Here is a 15,890-nt window from a genome sequence, read left to right as displayed (position 1 = left end):
ATAAATTATGATAAAGTAGTGTTACCGATGTGACCAGGCATCTTTGTTACCTATGTGCCGGTCACACACTAGTCTGTATCCCTCCCCCCGGGGAAGATCGTTTCCCCCCTCTCCCTCTGGGAGAGGGTTGGGAGAGGGTGTTTGAACAGTTTCTGAAATTAATCGGTCACCTTTCGCCAGGTTGTTCCATGCGGGCCGTCTAGCAACTCAATACCTGACTTGGCCAATGAATCCCGGATTTCATCAGCACGCGCCCAATCCTTGTTGGCGCGAGCCTGCAGGCGCTCCTGAATTAATTGTTCAATACCTCCCTTGTCTTCCTCGTTTAAACCCGCCTGCAGGAAGTCCAACGGATTTGATTGCATTAATCCTAACACGCCGGCTAAATGCTTCAGTGTCAAGGCTAATTGCGGATCACGGGTTTTATTGATTTCATGGCTAAGTTCGAACAGCACAGCCAAAGCCACGGGTGTATTGAAATCATCATTCATGGCCGCCGCAAATTCCGCTTCCCACTTCTCATGCAAAGTCAGAGAATCATCCAGGCGAATGTCTTTAATGGATTGATAAAGCCGTGCCAGGGCCTTACGGGCATTATGCAAGTTCTCTTCAGAATAATTTAACGGGCTGCGGTAATGACTGCTTAACAGGAAATAACGAATGGCTTCCGGATGGTGCTTTTTCAAGACATCTTCAATGGTAAAGAAATTGCCAACCGATTTTGCCATCTTCTCATTGTTGACCTGCAGCATGCCGACATGCAACCAATAATTGGCAAATGGCTTTTCGCTGGCTGCCTCACTCTGGGCTATTTCATTTTCGTGATGCGGGAACTGTAAATCCAGGCCACCGCCATGAATATCGAATTGTTCACCCAGCTCCTGCATCGCCATGGCAGAACACTCAATATGCCAACCGGGACGGCCATCACCCCAAGGCGAGGACCAGCTGGGCTCTCCTGCTTTCGCTTTCTTCCACAACACAAAATCAAGCGGCGAGCGTTTTTCCCTGACCACATCGATGCGTGCGCCGGCAATGAGGTTTTCAATCTCTTTATTGGACAACTTGCCATAGTCTTTAAAACGCTCAACTTCAAAACAGACATCGCCATTGTCACTGACATAAGCAAAACCTTTCGCCATTAGCCGTTCGATTAAGCGGATGATGGCCTCAATATGCGCGGTGGCCCGAGGTTCCACATCAGGCGGCAGAATATTCAGCGCGCGGGCATCCTCATGCATGGCTTCGATGTAGAGCGATGTCAGCTGATCAATCGGCATGTGCCGTTCATTGGCTCGGACAATGATTTTATCATCAATGTCGGTGATGTTTCTGACATAAGTGACGTCATAACCTTCAGCGCGCAGGAAACGGACCATGACATCAAAGGCTACCATCGAGCGGGCGTGGCCCAGATGGCAACGGTCATACACAGTAATACCGCAGGCATACAGGCCGATTTTTCCGGGATGAATGGGTACAAATTGTTCTTTTTTTCGGGTTAATGAATTATATAAATATAACATACCTTCCTCTCAGCTCGTTTTGCCCCAGGTATCCTTTAATCCGACAATGCGGTGAAAGGCAATGACTTTATGATTGACCACCTCATTGACACAATAATAACCTAACCGTTCAAACTGGAAGGTTTCGCCCACGGACTGTTTGGCCAGAGAGGGCTCACAAAATCCCTCCCGGACCTGTAAGGAATTCGTATTCAGAAATTGCAGAAAATCCTCTTCACGTGCCGGGTTTGCATCATTAAACAGCCGGTCGTATTGATAGATCTTGACCGGGTAAGCATGACGGGTGGAGACCCAGTGAATGACACCCTTCACTTTACGATCAGGTGGATTTTTCCCCAACGTACCGGGATCATAGGTACAACGCACCTCCATGATCTCTCCATTATCATCATGGATGACCTGATTGGCACGGATAACATAGGCATTTCGCAAACGCACTTCTCGTCCGGGCGCCAAACGGAAAAAATCTTTAGGGGGGTCTTCCATAAAATCAGATCGCTCAATGTAGAGTTCCCGGCTAAAGGGAAGCATACGGCTTCCAGCCTGCTCATCCTGGGGATGGAAGGCAGCGTTTAATTCCTCCACGTGATCATCAGGGTAATTTTCAATGACCAGTTTAAGCGGCTCCAGCACACACAGTGCGCGTTTGGCTGTCTTATTCAGTTCGTCGCGGACACACTCCTCGAGCAGGGACATGTCGATTACTGAATCACTCCGGGAGATACCGATCATCTCACAAAACTGACGAATAGCCGCCGGCGGATAGCCGCGCTTACGCATACCGCGCAAAGTTGGCAGGCGAGGATCATCCCAACCGGAAACAATTTTTTTCTCAACCAGTTCTCGCAATTTACGTTTACTGGTGACCGTATGAGACAGGTTTAAGCGGGCAAATTCTGTCTGTACCGGGCGGGCAGGCACCGGGAGGTTATCAATGAACCAGTCATACAACGGACGATGATCCTGAAACTCCAGTGTACACAAGGAATGGGTAATATACTCCAGGGCATCGGAAATTGGATGCGCATAGTCGTACATGGGGTAAATGCACCAGTCATTGCCCGTACGCTGGTGGCTGGCATGGCGTATGCGGTATAACACAGGATCGCGCATATTCACATTACCCGACTGCATGTCAATCCGTGCTCTGAGCACATGGGTGCCATCCGGGAACTCACCAGCTTTCATGCGCTCAAACAGATCAAGGTTTTCTTCCACCGAACGGTTACGGTAAGGACTCTCTTTACCCGGCATCTGCAGCGTGCCGCGGTAAGAGCGGATTTCTTCCATGCTCAAGCTGTCCACGTAAGCTTTTCCTGCTTTAATCAACAGCACGGCGTAATCATAAAGCTGTTGGTAATAGTCGGAAGAATGAGTCATGCCGCACCACTCAAAGCCCAGCCATTTCACGTCATCAATGATGGCATTAACAAACTCTTCCTCTTCTTTGATGGGATTGGTATCGTCAAAACGAAGATAACAGCGTCCCTTAAATTCCTCGGCAAGACCAAAATTCAGGCAGATGGATTTCGCATGGCCGACATGCAGGTACCCATTGGGCTCCGGCGGAAAACGGGTCACGACCTGTTGATGCTTGCCGCTGGCTAATTCATCGCTAATTAACTGACGTATAAAATGAGCTCTTTTTTCACTGCTTTCTGTCATGTTTCTATCCATTATTCATCGATGGCACGGCGCATATCCTCAATCAGAGTGACGCCCTGTAAAATATAATCATCCTGCCGGTTATAACTGTCAAAGAGACGCTCCACCAGAGCGGCTCCGACAATTACCCCATCAGCAAACCCGGCAACCTGTGCCGCCATGTCTGCCGTTTTAATACCAAATCCTACCATAAGCGGCAAACGGGTTTGCGATTGACGATGCTGATAGTGTTTTTTTACCTCATCCAAAGCAAAACTGCTGGCGCCGGTGACCCCTTTTAAAGAAACATAATACAGATACCCCTGGGCGAATTGATTGATGCGCTCCATCCGCTCATCACTGGTCGTGGGTGAGCAGAGGTAAATCATATAAAGTCCTGTTTCACGCCAGATTTTTGCGACATCGACACTTTCTTCAGGCGGCAAATCCACGAGAATAGTACCATCCACACCTGCCGCTTTTGCTTCGCGCGCGAAGCGTTCATAACCATACATTTCCACAGGATTCACATACCCCATGAGAATTATGGGGGTGACAGTATCCTGTTGGCGAAACGCTGTCACGTACTGCAGCACTGTTTTAAGGGTCGTGCCGTTATGCAGCGAACGCTCCATCGCCGCCTGAATGACCGGCCCCTCAGCCATGGGATCGGAAAAGGGAATACCCACTTCAAGAATATCAGCCCCGGCTTTGACCAGCGCATGCATCAATGCCACGGTTTTTTCAGGCTGTAAATCGCCTGCTGTGATATAAGGGCTTAAGACTTTTTTATTGCTGCGTTGCAATCGCTCTAAACATGCATCAATTCGATTCATCACTGCCTGCCTTAAATAGTCAAATTGTCGATCGCGGCAATGGTATGCATGTCCTTGTCGCCGCGTCCTGACAAATTGACAATTACTCGTTGGGTAGGCGCCATGGTCTTTGACAGTTTCATGGCATAGGCCACGGCGTGACTGGATTCCAGCGCAGGGATAATGCCTTCTGTTCGAGTCAGGGTACGAAAAGCCTGCAAGGCTTCCTCGTCTGTTATCGGGACATAATGGACGCGCCCTTTATCTTTGAGATAGGCATGTTCAGGACCCACACCGGGGTAATCAAGGCCGGCCGAAATGGAATGGGTATCTTTGATTTGACCGTTTTCATCACAAAGCAGGTAAGTACGGTTACCATGCAGAACACCGGGCTTACCCGCAATCAATGAAGCCGCGTGTTCGCCGCTTTCAATGCCCTTGCCTGCCGCTTCAACGCCATAAATGGCGACGGATTCATCATCAAGGAAAGGATAAAACAAACCCATGGCATTGGAGCCCCCGCCAACGCAGGCAACCAGCGCATCCGGTAAGGCGCCGGCTTTCTCAAGCATCTGGGCACGCGCTTCGCGGCCAATGACGGCTTGAAAATCACGGACAATTTGCGGGTAAGGATGGGGACCCGCAACTGTGCCGATGATATAGAACGTATTGTCAATGTGACTTACCCAATCACGCATGGCTTCGTTTAAGGCATCTTTCAGGGTCTTGGAACCGGCGGTAACCGGCACAACTTCAGCGCCCAAAAGTTTCATGCGGTAAACGTTGCTGGCCTGGCGTTTAATGTCTTCGGAACCCATGTAAACGACACATTCAAGACCCAGCTTGGCTGCAACCGTAGCAGAAGCAACGCCATGCTGGCCAGCGCCTGTTTCGGCGATGATGCGCGTCTTGCCCATGCGTTTGGCCAATAAGCCCTGTCCCACCGTATTATTAATCTTGTGAGCACCAGTATGATTGAGATCTTCACGCTTTAAATAAATTTCCGCACCGCCCAATTGTTTACTCAACCGTTCGGCGTAATATAAAGGGGTAGCACGACCAACGTAGTCCTTTAATTCCGAGGTCAATTCAGCCAGAAAATCAGGATCAACGCGGTATTTTTCATAGGCTGCTTTTAATTGCTCTAAAGCCTGCATTAAGGTATCGGCAACAAACACACCGCCGTAAGGGCCAAAATGGCCGTGTTCATCAGGAAGGTCGCTGAAACGCATTTACATGTCTCCTAGAGCCTGAACAAATAATTTCATTTGATGATGGTCTTTAATCCCGGGAGCCGCTTCCATACCGCTGCATACATCCACTGCATAAGGACGATAAACGCTGACTGCTTCCCGGATATTGCCGGCATTTAACCCCCCAGCCATAATGATCGCTTTATCGAGCCGCGGGGGAATAGCCCGCCAATCAAACACCTTGCCGCTGCCGCCCCAGGAATCACAAGGCGTATCGAGCAAAATTGCCTTAGCGCCGGCATAACGCTTAACCGCGTTTGCAATAGCCTCGGCAGAAACGGCGGGAATGGCCTTGATGTAGGGGAAGGCAAACTGATCGCAGAAATCAGGGGTTTCATCACCATGAAACTGCAGGTATTGGATCGGTAATTTTTCCACAATCTCATTAACCAACGCGACCTCGGGATTCACGACCACGGCCACCGCATTCATAAAGGGTGGCAATGCCCGCATTAATTCATGAGCCTGTTGCACCGAAATAAAGCGTTTGCTTTTGTCATAAAATATAAAACCTGCCGCATCAGCACCCAACGCAGCCGCCAGCCTGACATCCTCCTCGCGGGTCATACCGCACATCTTTATTCTAATGCGATTTGCGGTCAATCAACGCTCTCCAAGAAACAAGGGGCCAGGCGCCATTTGCATGACACCGTACTCCTTAGGATAAGTGACCGCCACCAGATAAAGGCCATAAGGCGGCGCAGTCTCCGCGCCAAGACGCCTGTCGCGGGCATGAAGTACTTCTTTGACCCATTCCACCGGCTTTTTACCGGAACCGACTGCGATGAGGACGCCGGCAATGTTCCTCACCATGTGGTGGAGAAAAGCATTGGCAGTAATGTCAATGACAATTAAATCGCCTATGCGCGTCACCTCCAATTGATGGATGTTACGCATCGGTGTATTGGATTGGCATTCAACGGAACGAAAAGAAGTAAAATCGTTTTCGCCTACCAGGTATTGGCTGGCCTCAGCCATCAGACGATGGTCTAAAAGCCGATACTGCCAGGTTACATTCCCCCTAAGCAGGGCGGGACGTATCGACGCATTGTAAATAATGTAGCGGTACCGGCGAGACAAGGCCGAGTACCGGGCATTGAAATCGTCCGGCATCTCCCTGCCCCATTTCACGCAAACGTCTTTCGGTAAAAACGAATTGGCGCCGTGAATCCAGGAGCGAATGGTTCTTTCTTTATCGCAATCAAAATGAATAATCTGGTTGGTTGCATGGACGCCTGTATCCGTCCTGCCTGCACAAACAACACTAATCGGGCAATCAGCTACTTTCGACAGCGCTGATTCGATAACTTGCTGAACAGTATGCAGGCCTGTTTGTGCTTGCCAGCCATGGTACTGGCATCCATCGTATTCAACCCCTAAGGCAATACGCATCACTATTCCTGCCCAAAAGGGTCAATGTATAACACCAGCCGGCGTTTGTCCAGTCTACTTCCGTGAAACCGAAACCGCCTGAACAGGGATTATTTTTTATCCATTTCATCCAGCAGTTTCTGCGCTTCGGTGCGTTGTTTTTTATTACCGAATTCGACCAGTTCCTGCAGGGATTGTTTAGCCGCTTTGTGATCATCCATACTAAGGTAGGTTTTAGCCAAAGCCATCAGGGTATCCAGGGCTTTCTTACTTTTCACCAGCTTCTTTTCACTGGCAGGCGAGTCGTCAGGCTCCTCTGATGCGCGAGTCATTTCATCGATTTCTTCCGGCGTCTCCGCTAACGGCTCATCAGCACTAAACTCCGCCTCGAAATTAAATTCATTGGCCCCGTCGTCATCGGTGTCGAATGCGATGTTTTCTTCGTCGGAATCTTCCAGTGCGATGGTGTCAAAAGCATTCTCATCCGCCAAATTGGCTTTCGTCGCTTTTTTAGATTTTCCGGATTTAGCGGCCAATGCCTTTGCCTCGTTTGCGCTTTCTTCCTCGATCACATGATCAAAATTAATGACGGGTCCTTCATCCTCATTGTCGTCTGATTTCAACAATTCATCGATTTCAGGCGACTCGATGGTTTGGACATCCGCTTTCTCAGGCTTTATCCGGGCAGGCTCATATTGGAGGCCGGTCTCACATTTAAGTGCATGGTCGTCGCCTGTATCGACTGCAGGGACAACGGCTTTTTCTTCTGTCTTTGCTTCAATCGGTGTTGGAATGAAATCAAGCCCGTCGTCCAGTGGAGGCTCGACATCCTCAGAAACCGTTTGCTTTTGCTTGTTCTCTTCCACCATTTTTTCGAGACTGGGTTCAAAATCAAGCGCAAAATGTTCGGATTCGGATGCTTCTTCTACTATCGAAGCGGGTTCTTCATCAGGTTGCAACGGTTCGATGGCCTCGTGCACCTGGCTGTCTACACCGACGACTTCGACCGGGTAATCGGATGCTGTTTTCAGTAAATCACTTAAGGGTCGTTTGTATTCTTTTTTCTCGCCGGTTTTTTCTGTCTTTGCCAATGCATCGACCGCAGCCGGTTCATCGGTCGACTCATAGGCAAGCGGCTGTTCGCTTTCCTGAATTGACATCTGCGGTTCTGCCGGCAGGGGTTCATCCTGCGCTGCTTGATTTTCAATGACGGGTTCAGGGAGTTCTTCAGGCACCGCCTCGTTGACCTCAGAGGAAATGACTGGCGTTTTTTCTTCATCCGCTTGCAGACTGGCTACCGGCTCAACAGGAGGTACGGCGGGTTCAATGGCTGCCTGGTGAATGGTTAACGGAGCTTTGGAGGTTGGTTTGTCAGCCGTGCTTTCTACCGGCTCGCGCAGGGGACTGGTCTCTGCTGCCATGCTTCCAGTATCATCGTCGGTGCGATCCGCTTCAACAGCCTTTGCCTGCAGCAGCGGCTTGACTGGCTCAGGCGGCGTATGATCCTCAGGATGGTCATCCGGTTCAGACAGCGAATTGCGGCGGTTTGCCTTTTGTTTAAGGAAGAACCAGGTAAAGGTCCCCACGCCTGCAGCAGCCAGAATCAACAGCAGATAAAGCCATAGATTGGATGATTCTTCTTCAGCCGGCATCTGGCTTGCCTGGGCGGCAATGGCCTGACGCTGTTTAAGCAGCAGAGCCATTTGTTCGCGTAACTGCTTGATATCCTCGTCGCGCTTGCTCATCTGATCCTGCAGGGCTTTATTGTCCTTTTCCAGGGATTGAAGCTGATTTTTTAACTGCGAGTTAACCAGGCGCATGGAATCAATGGCGGCGTTGGTCACATCCATCTCAGCCTTGAGGGCTGAATCGGTTTTAACCGGCTGTTTGTCCGTGGTAACCGGTTTTTTGCTGGCTTCTGCCGATAGGACTGAATCCGCCGTGGAGAAGATATCTGTAAAGGTATTGCCATTAGTTGTTTTTTGCTGGTTAAAGACCGGCGACTGAGGAATGTTGGAGGGGCTTGCGCCACTGGCTGGCTGGGTTACGGGCTGGGCCCCTGGCTTATTTTCGAACTGCGACGTGCCGGCAACGCCATCAATGTAAGGAGGCAATAGCACATGTTTGATTTCTTCCTTGTTTCTCCAGGCCAAATCATGCGCCTCGACTTCGCCCCGCGCCAGTTCTTCGGGTACCTTTTTAACCTCATCGCTTGACGGGATGCGCAAACGCTCGCCGGTTTTAAGGCCGTTTAAATTACCTTGGGTAAAGGCCTGGGAGTTGGTTCCCACAATGGCTAAAATGACTTGTTGAATAGTGGTATTAGGCGTAGTGTAGCGTTGAGCAATCTGCCAAATGTTTTCATTCGCGACAGTAGGGCCATACGTGGCCTCCTTGCGCAATTTGCCGCTCCCGGAGCCCTGTTCGACCACGTGGGCATAAGACGGCTTGTCAACGACACCCGGCTCACTCGCGTATGTTTTTAGTTTGACCGGTGAGCCGGTGGCTTTTACTCCACCACTTAATTGATAACCGGGCGGGTCAAGCAAAACGGTGTAGGCGCGATAAACCTGGCCATTCGCCCAGGTTAAATCGACAACGATTTCAAGAAAAGGCTCCACGATGCGTTCGTGCGAGGAAATTAGAATAATCGGTTGTCCCTGCTCATTTTTCCTGACTTCAAAACGCAGCAACGTGAGGATTTCATTTCGATCCAGGCCAATGCGCGCAAAATCTTCGACCGAAGCAAGACGCGCCTTGATGCCGGCAAGCGGGATATCGACGTCAATCAGCTGAATTTCGGCTTTAAAAGGCTGATTCAGAGACGATTCAACCGTCATATCTCCCATGCCGAGTGCAAATGCAGCAAAAGGTAACGATGCCATTATCGCGACATACAACCGTGTCTTATTCAATTGGCGCTCCCTGCATGGACAGTCTAACCTTTTAATTAATAGCCAAAAAATAGCATCTTCATCACGGGTATTCAACAGGTTCAATGACAATAAGCCACGTTTGCCCTTTCAAGTCTCATATTGAAAATTTACTAGCCATTTAAACGCTGCTTTCAGCAATTTATAAGCAAAGAGGATTGCATAAGCCTGCCGGCTATTTCATAATCCGGCCCACCATATTCTCTGCGAGGATATTGCATGACTGCCTTCATCCTGGACGGCAAAGCCCTTGCCCAGTTAAAAAAAAATGAGCTTAAACTGGCCATTCATGAACGGCTTGTCAAAGGCCTGCGCGCGCCGGCCCTGGCCGTCATCCTGGTGGGTGACGATCCCGCATCACATATCTATGTGACGAATAAAAGCAAAGCCTGCGAAGAGGTAGGCATTACCTCCAAATCCTATCATTTGCCAACAGAGACATCCGAACAGCAGTTGCTTGATTTAATTGACGAATTGAATCACTCGCCCGCCATTGACGGCATTCTGGTGCAGCTGCCTCTCCCCGACCACATGGATACCCACAAGATCATTGAATGCATCAGCCCCTTAAAAGACGTCGACGGTTTCCACCCTTATAATCTGGGACGGTTGGCGCAGCGCCTGCCGCTTATGCGTCCCTGCACGCCTTACGGCATTATCCAGCTGCTCAAGGCCAATGGCATCGCCCTGCGGGGTCGTCATACGGTTGTGATTGGGGCATCCAACATCGTCGGCAGGCCCATGGGGCTTGAATTTTTAGCCGAAGGGGCAACGGTAACGATCTGCCATCGTTTTACGCGACATCTTGAAGAACATGTACGCATGGCTGATGTGCTGGTGGTCGCAACCGGCAAACAGGATGTGATCGAGGCCAAATGGCTGCATCGTGATCAAGTGATCATCGATGTGGGGATTCATCGCCTGAAAGACGGAAAACTGCGCGGGGACGTTGATTTTAACCAGGCCGTTACGCGGGTCGGCTGGATTACACCCGTCCCTGGCGGGGTAGGCCCCATGACCATCACCGCCCTGCTGCAAAACACCGTGTTTGCCGCCACTCATCACCATCACAACGGACTACCATAAATAAGCAGTCGGGTTATCCGGGCACGCTTTAAGGCCGCACTCAGCCATTATCGCAATACAGTTAGTCAAGGCCAGAAAAAATAGAAGGCCAAACACTGCATGCATGATAGGCTTAATCACAGCGATGTGACGCTTTTCCTTTTGATACTGTGTATCTACACCCAGAATCATGGTATTGAACAGCACAATGGCCATGGAAATAATAAAAGACCAGGTGTACATATGCAGGCCGAAAATGCTTGAACCATACCCTCCACTGCCAGGAAGCACATGCAGGGCAATTTGCTGTAAGGCTACGAAAGCCGTGAATAAAGCCCCAAGTAAAGACAAGGCATAATGGCTTGGGCGCAGGCCAAAACGTAAATTCAACAGGAAACCGATGGCAGTGATTAAAAAACCGGCACGTTGCAACAAGCATAAAGGGCAAGGCAATTCTTTAAAAACAAATTGAAAAACAAAAGCCATCAATAAAATCAGCACGATACCGAGGGCATTTAACAGGTTAACGATTTGCATCAGGCGATTCATGAATACCGTGTTCATCCCTGCTTCCTATAAATTAAGATTTAACTGACTGGTGATGTGGTGAATAAAAGAGGCCGTCCCCAGGAAAAGTGCAAAAACCAGTGTTGATAAAGCCAGGTTTCGTCGCCCAACCCAGGCAAAGGAAATCACCAGAGTCAGAAGTAGAAATAAAAATGCCATCATATCATTTCGTCCCTGAATAATGAGGATTACCCTACTATAATCGGTTGGGAACAGGGCCGCAATCAGGGGCTGTTTAAATAAAAAAGCAGCGGGTTTAACCGCTGCTTTTTATCCTGTGCATTAATAAGACAATTTCTGCCGTTTATGGGGTTACCGCTGGTGTCGGCGGCGGAGTTCCTGTTAGTAAATTTAACACCAACAACACAATAAAAATGACCAAGAATAAGAAGAATAATATCTTAGCAATTTCCGTTGCTGTTGATGCCACTCCCCGGAAACCAAACAAACCCGCAACAATGGCAATCACCAGAAAAACAAGAGCCCAATATAACATGGTTTACTCCTTAAATTTCCTATTAGTGTTTTCTGAATCGCTCCAATTGCTTGTCGATTTCATCTTTAGTATAACCGTAATGTTTCGTTAATTTACCATAAATCTCTTGATTGTCTCCTTCGATTTCAAGCAAATCATCATCGGTTAGCCTTCCCCATTGCTGTTTTATTTTACCCTTCATTTCTTCCCAATTTCCCTCAAATATTTCCTTATTCATTTTTAATTCTCCATTTTATAATTTCAGAAAAAATATAAGAAAAGATAAAATTTATATTCCTCAATTAATAAGAATAGTATCAACAAAATTAATTGTAAAATTTAAAAAAAATAAGATTATAATTATTAATGAAATTTTAAAAATTTATGCGCGTGATATTTGATGGATTTGTTGGAGAAAAAAATAATTTAACAGGCATAACGCACCCTTTGGCATCATGCCTGATTAATCAATCCCAGGATGTCAGCCCGGTTTTACCTAGCGATCCAGTTCATCCCAGTCAAATTCACCATCGAGCTCGTCGAATTCTTCTTTGAGACGTTTTCTCTCCAGACGTTCTTCGAGTTTTTTTCGCAGGTGTTTTTTCCGATTTAACTCATCGGCATCCTCTTCGATAGAAAAATCGGTAAACGAGTAGCTGTCATCATCCTGCTCTTTGTGCAAGCTCATGTCGGCCTCCGTAATGATTTCCACATTGTAAGTATAGTGCAAGCATGCCAATAATTTTTACGGAAAAATAAGACGGCGCGTGTTAGTCAGGCTATAATCAACGCCCTGTTATTTTGCCATTGATTCGCTATGCTCAGTTACCAACACGGATACCATGCCGGCAATTTTGCCGATGTCATCAAGCATGTCGCCTTAACACGGCTTATTGATTACCTGATTCAAAAAGACAAGCCTGTTTTTTATTTGGAAACCCATTCCGGGCGCGGCCTTTATGACTTGAAAGACAGTCAGGCCAATAAAACGTCTGAGTACAAGCAGGGTATTTCCCTGTTATGGGAAAAACAACAGCAATTGCCGCCAGTTTTTACACCTTACATGACCTTGCTTAAAGCACATAACCCCACGCAGACACTCCGTTATTACCCAGGGTCCCCAGCCATTGCCATTGCCCAATTCAGGGAGAAAGATCGGTTGTTTTGCTGCGAGCTCCATCCTCAGGAATTTGAACAGCTCAAGCAGCTAAAACGCCAGGGCAAGCGTGTATTTTTCAGTGAGTCTGACGGCATTCATCAATTAAAGGCCCTGCTGCCGCCCCCGGAACACCGCGGCTTGATATTTATAGATCCCTCCTATGAAATTAAAAGCGAATACAAATACATTCCGCAGGCGATTAAACAATCCTTTCCCCACTTTGCGAGCGGTGTTTATTGCCTTTGGTACCCGCTGGTGGATCATTATCACCATCAGCAGTTAATCAGGAATCTGGCGGATATTCCCGCGGCCAATACCCTGCGCGTGGAATTTAATTGGACCAAAGCCCAAAGCGGCGGCATGACCGGGTGCGGTTTGTGGATAGTGAATCCACCCTATACCCTGGCAGGCGAAATGAAAGAGGCCCTGGATTACCTGCAGTCTCTGTTTAATCCAGGCATTTCTTCCTATCACATTGAATAATCAGCACGGAATCGATATGACAATTATTCCCATCCCCGCCTTTACTGACAATTACATCTGGCTCATTGTCAATGACGAGCAAAACACCGCCATTTGCATGGATCCAGGCGACAGCCAACCGGTTTTGCACTACCTCCATGATCATCAACTTACGCTTGAAGCCATTGTGTTAACGCATCATCATGCCGATCACATCGGTGGCGTCGAGAATTTATTGAATGCCTGCCCCAACATCGCCATTTACGCCCCTGAAGACTCCCGTATACCAACTGCAACGCAACGATTACGCGAAGGCGATACACTCGCCCTGTCTACTGTGAACTTTCAGGTTTTAAACACCACCGGCCATACCTCAACCCATATTAGCCTGTATGATGAAGCGCAAAACCTGCTTTTTTGCGGCGACACCCTGTTTTCGGCCGGCTGCGGCCGTGTGTTTGACGGCACGCTGAACGACTTGTACCGCTCGTTGCAGCGCTTAAAAGCCCTGCCGGATGCTACCCGGGTTTATTGTGCGCATGAATACACGCAACAGAATCTAGGCTTTGCCGCTCACGTCGAACCGCAAAATGAAGAGATAGCCCATTACTTAGATCAGCTTAAACAACAGCCTATCCATTGCACCCTGCCTTCAACGATTGAGAAAGAGAAGAAAATCAACCCGTTTTTGCGCACGGAGGAGCCGGCTGTGATGGCTTATGCCCGCGCCAGAGGCGTGATCGATAAGACCCCACTCCTGGTTTTTCAACAGTTACGGGAAGACAAAAATAATTTTAAAGCTTAACTGCTCGTCATTTTACGATCTATTTACTTTTAATGGACGGCCAAATTGGTTATAATTTGAGCTATTGTTTCTTCCATGATGCTAAAAATGACGCGTAAATTCAGACACATTGTTTTTCTAGGTGACAGTTTATCCGATCGAGGCACCATGGATCGCCGTAAGCTATTCGGCATTATCCCCATGGACTATTTAAGCGGGCTTAAAGGCAAATCACCACGCGGCCGCTTTACCAATGGCTTCTTATGGGGTGACTTTGTCGCCGCCACCACCGTTGAACAACTGGAACTTCAGCGTCGCCGCCGTCAAGAAAAACTGCCCCATATGGGCCGAGGCAATGCCGATTTGGCGGATGCCTTGCTCACCAATGATCATGGTTTTAAACGCCGCAATGAAAACGCATTTTCTTTAAATGATGATTTGCATGTGTTGTATGAAGGCCACCGCTTCGCCCGTTATTACTGCGAAGGCGGATTAACCGCCCATGACTACTCCAAAGAATTGACACTGGATTTAGGCAAGGAAGGGGCTCGCCAAATCGTCTCGAACTTAGACGAGAAACGTCAAGCCTTGCTGGATGATGATAAGAAATACACGATCTCGCAGGCTGAAAAGGAAGACACGCTCATCATTGAATGGTCAGGCGCCAATGATTTAATTACGGTCAACGGCAAGCCCACCATGGGGGAGGCTGACAAAGCGATTGCTGCGCGGATTAACAATATTGAAAAACTGATTGCCCAAGGGTATCGCAATGTTGTCCTGTTTAATTTGCCGGATTTGTCACTAACGCCGCGTTATGCCAGAAAAGGCGGTGAAGAACAAAAAAATGCCCATCTGATATCCGTTTATTTTAATAAGCAATTGGCCAAGAAATGCGAAGAACTCAAGGATAAATACGCCAAGCTTAATCCCCCCGTTTTTCTTGACGTTTTTGACGTCTGCTCCCTCCTGCAGGAAGCCTATCAGGATCCCAAAAAATACGGTTTTGACCAGGATAAATTAACCAAACCCTTTACTGAGTCAGACGCCTTTAAAAAAGACAAGAACGATCCCGTCGATGCTAAAAAACAAATTTCTCCTTCCCAAGGCTACATGTTCTGGGATGATGTTCATCCCACGGCAGACATGCACGCCTACCTGGCGGAAAAGTTTGAACAAGCCTATGAACACAAACTTAAGGTCGAACCACCTCCTTCACAACATGATACCCAAAGGAAACAGGAGCAACGGCACCTGGATGAATTAGGACTCGACAGGCCTGACAAGGCACTACCTAAAAACATCATGACGTTACTGGATGCCCTGAATAAACATGCGCAGTCTCTGATGGCTTCGTCGTCTATAATTCGCCATGCAAAAGGCGAATACCTTGATGAACTTTATCATCGTATTGTGCAGGCAAAAAGTGATTTGGAAGTCATTACCGATACCTTGTCCGCTCTATCTCAGAACAAGACTAAAATGGCAACCATCAAAACCCATAAAAATCCGGTTTATGATGAGTTTTTTGCCCGCAAACACACGACCCACTCCGAAGATCTGATTAACAACCTGAAAAAGGCTGTGGATGCTGCCATCCAGGCGCATGATAGCCGGGATGAGCAAAAAGAACATCCAACGCATTCTCCACAGCATTAACGACATCCCTCACCCCGCAAGCGGGCGAGGGCCAAACGGCTTTGCCCATGTCCCAAACATTTTTTGTTACCCCTGATGCCTTCACGCAATGGAACGACTTGATTTTTTATTAATCATTGTGAATAAACAAAACCAATAAACGAGCCAATTAAAATCTATTCGGTTAATAAATTATCA

At 48.1% G+C, this 15,890-nt stretch carries 16 protein-coding genes; 4 read left to right on the top strand and 12 right to left on the bottom strand.

What is annotated here, in order from left to right:
- Positions 1-158 precede the first annotated feature (158 nt).
- From cysS to Lery_RS06930, 7 genes are all read right to left on the bottom strand, one after another.
- Complete coding sequence (gene cysS / locus Lery_RS06960; RefSeq protein ID WP_058526545.1) at positions 159-1,526, bottom strand: cysteine--tRNA ligase; 1,368 nt, start codon at positions 1,524-1,526, stop codon at positions 159-161.
- Positions 1,527-1,535: 9 nt separating this feature from the next.
- The gene (locus tag Lery_RS06955; RefSeq protein WP_058526544.1) at positions 1,536-3,191 is read right to left on the bottom strand and encodes a glutamine--tRNA ligase/YqeY domain fusion protein; all 1,656 of its coding nucleotides are present in this window, start codon (positions 3,189-3,191) and stop codon (positions 1,536-1,538) included.
- Between the two features lie 11 nt (positions 3,192-3,202).
- Positions 3,203-4,006 (bottom strand): tryptophan synthase subunit alpha, encoded by an 804-nt coding sequence (trpA, locus tag Lery_RS06950; RefSeq protein WP_058526543.1) that lies wholly within the window; start codon positions 4,004-4,006, stop codon positions 3,203-3,205.
- A gap of 11 nt (positions 4,007-4,017) precedes the next feature.
- Complete coding sequence (gene trpB, locus Lery_RS06945; RefSeq protein ID WP_058526542.1) at positions 4,018-5,217, bottom strand: tryptophan synthase subunit beta; 1,200 nt, start codon at positions 5,215-5,217, stop codon at positions 4,018-4,020.
- On the bottom strand, positions 5,218-5,841 hold the full coding sequence (locus Lery_RS06940) for a phosphoribosylanthranilate isomerase (protein WP_058526541.1): 624 nt from the start codon (positions 5,839-5,841) through the stop codon (positions 5,218-5,220).
- On the bottom strand, positions 5,842-6,630 hold the full coding sequence (gene truA, locus Lery_RS06935; protein ID WP_058526540.1) for a tRNA pseudouridine(38-40) synthase TruA: 789 nt from the start codon (positions 6,628-6,630) through the stop codon (positions 5,842-5,844).
- Between the two features lie 89 nt (positions 6,631-6,719).
- Positions 6,720-9,524, bottom strand: a complete 2,805-nt coding sequence (locus tag Lery_RS06930; RefSeq protein WP_131751154.1) for a FimV/HubP family polar landmark protein — start codon at positions 9,522-9,524, stop codon at positions 6,720-6,722.
- Positions 9,525-9,761: 237 nt separating this feature from the next.
- Here Lery_RS06930 and folD point away from each other — a divergent pair, with 237 nt between their 5' ends.
- Complete coding sequence (gene folD / locus Lery_RS06925; RefSeq protein ID WP_058526538.1) at positions 9,762-10,628, top strand: bifunctional methylenetetrahydrofolate dehydrogenase/methenyltetrahydrofolate cyclohydrolase FolD; 867 nt, start codon at positions 9,762-9,764, stop codon at positions 10,626-10,628.
- Here the strand turns inward: folD and Lery_RS06920 are convergent.
- The 5 genes from Lery_RS06920 to Lery_RS06905 form a co-directional block, all read right to left on the bottom strand.
- Positions 10,620-11,171 carry a disulfide bond formation protein B gene (locus Lery_RS06920; RefSeq protein ID WP_058526537.1) on the bottom strand — a complete coding sequence of 184 codons (552 nt, stop codon included), beginning with the start codon at positions 11,169-11,171 and terminating at the stop codon, positions 10,620-10,622. The two genes, folD and Lery_RS06920, sit on opposite strands and share 9 nt — an antisense overlap.
- A gap of 9 nt (positions 11,172-11,180) precedes the next feature.
- On the bottom strand, positions 11,181-11,336 hold the full coding sequence (locus Lery_RS15260) for a DUF5993 family protein (RefSeq protein ID WP_156412481.1): 156 nt from the start codon (positions 11,334-11,336) through the stop codon (positions 11,181-11,183).
- A gap of 142 nt (positions 11,337-11,478) precedes the next feature.
- Entirely contained in the window at positions 11,479-11,670 is a 192-nt protein-coding gene (locus tag Lery_RS06915; RefSeq protein ID WP_058526536.1) for a DUF1328 domain-containing protein, read from the bottom strand.
- 22 nt (positions 11,671-11,692) lie between these two features.
- Positions 11,693-11,887 carry a CsbD family protein gene (locus Lery_RS06910; protein ID WP_058526535.1) on the bottom strand — a complete coding sequence of 65 codons (195 nt, stop codon included), beginning with the start codon at positions 11,885-11,887 and terminating at the stop codon, positions 11,693-11,695.
- A 258-nt stretch (positions 11,888-12,145) separates the two neighbouring features.
- A complete protein-coding gene (locus Lery_RS06905) occupies positions 12,146-12,337 on the bottom strand; it encodes a hypothetical protein (RefSeq protein WP_058526534.1) in 192 nt (63 codons plus the stop codon).
- A 129-nt stretch (positions 12,338-12,466) separates the two neighbouring features.
- On the opposite strand from Lery_RS06905, the gene Lery_RS06900 reads away from it, so the two are divergent.
- From Lery_RS06900 to Lery_RS06890, 3 genes are all read left to right on the top strand, one after another.
- The gene (locus Lery_RS06900) at positions 12,467-13,291 is read left to right on the top strand and encodes a 23S rRNA (adenine(2030)-N(6))-methyltransferase RlmJ (protein ID WP_058526533.1); all 825 of its coding nucleotides are present in this window, start codon (positions 12,467-12,469) and stop codon (positions 13,289-13,291) included.
- A gap of 16 nt (positions 13,292-13,307) precedes the next feature.
- Positions 13,308-14,075: a hydroxyacylglutathione hydrolase gene (gene gloB / locus Lery_RS06895; protein ID WP_058526532.1), complete on the top strand. Its 768-nt coding sequence runs from the start codon at positions 13,308-13,310 to the stop codon at positions 14,073-14,075.
- An 87-nt stretch (positions 14,076-14,162) separates the two neighbouring features.
- Complete coding sequence (locus Lery_RS06890; RefSeq protein WP_237759170.1) at positions 14,163-15,713, top strand: SGNH/GDSL hydrolase family protein; 1,551 nt, start codon at positions 14,163-14,165, stop codon at positions 15,711-15,713.
- Positions 15,714-15,890 lie beyond the last annotated feature (177 nt).

The organism is Legionella erythra (genome assembly GCF_001467615.1).
GTDB lineage: Bacteria > Pseudomonadota > Gammaproteobacteria > Legionellales > Legionellaceae > Legionella_C > Legionella_C erythra.
Note: the sequence above shows the minus strand (reverse complement) of the source record. Positions and strands in the feature narration are given on the sequence as shown.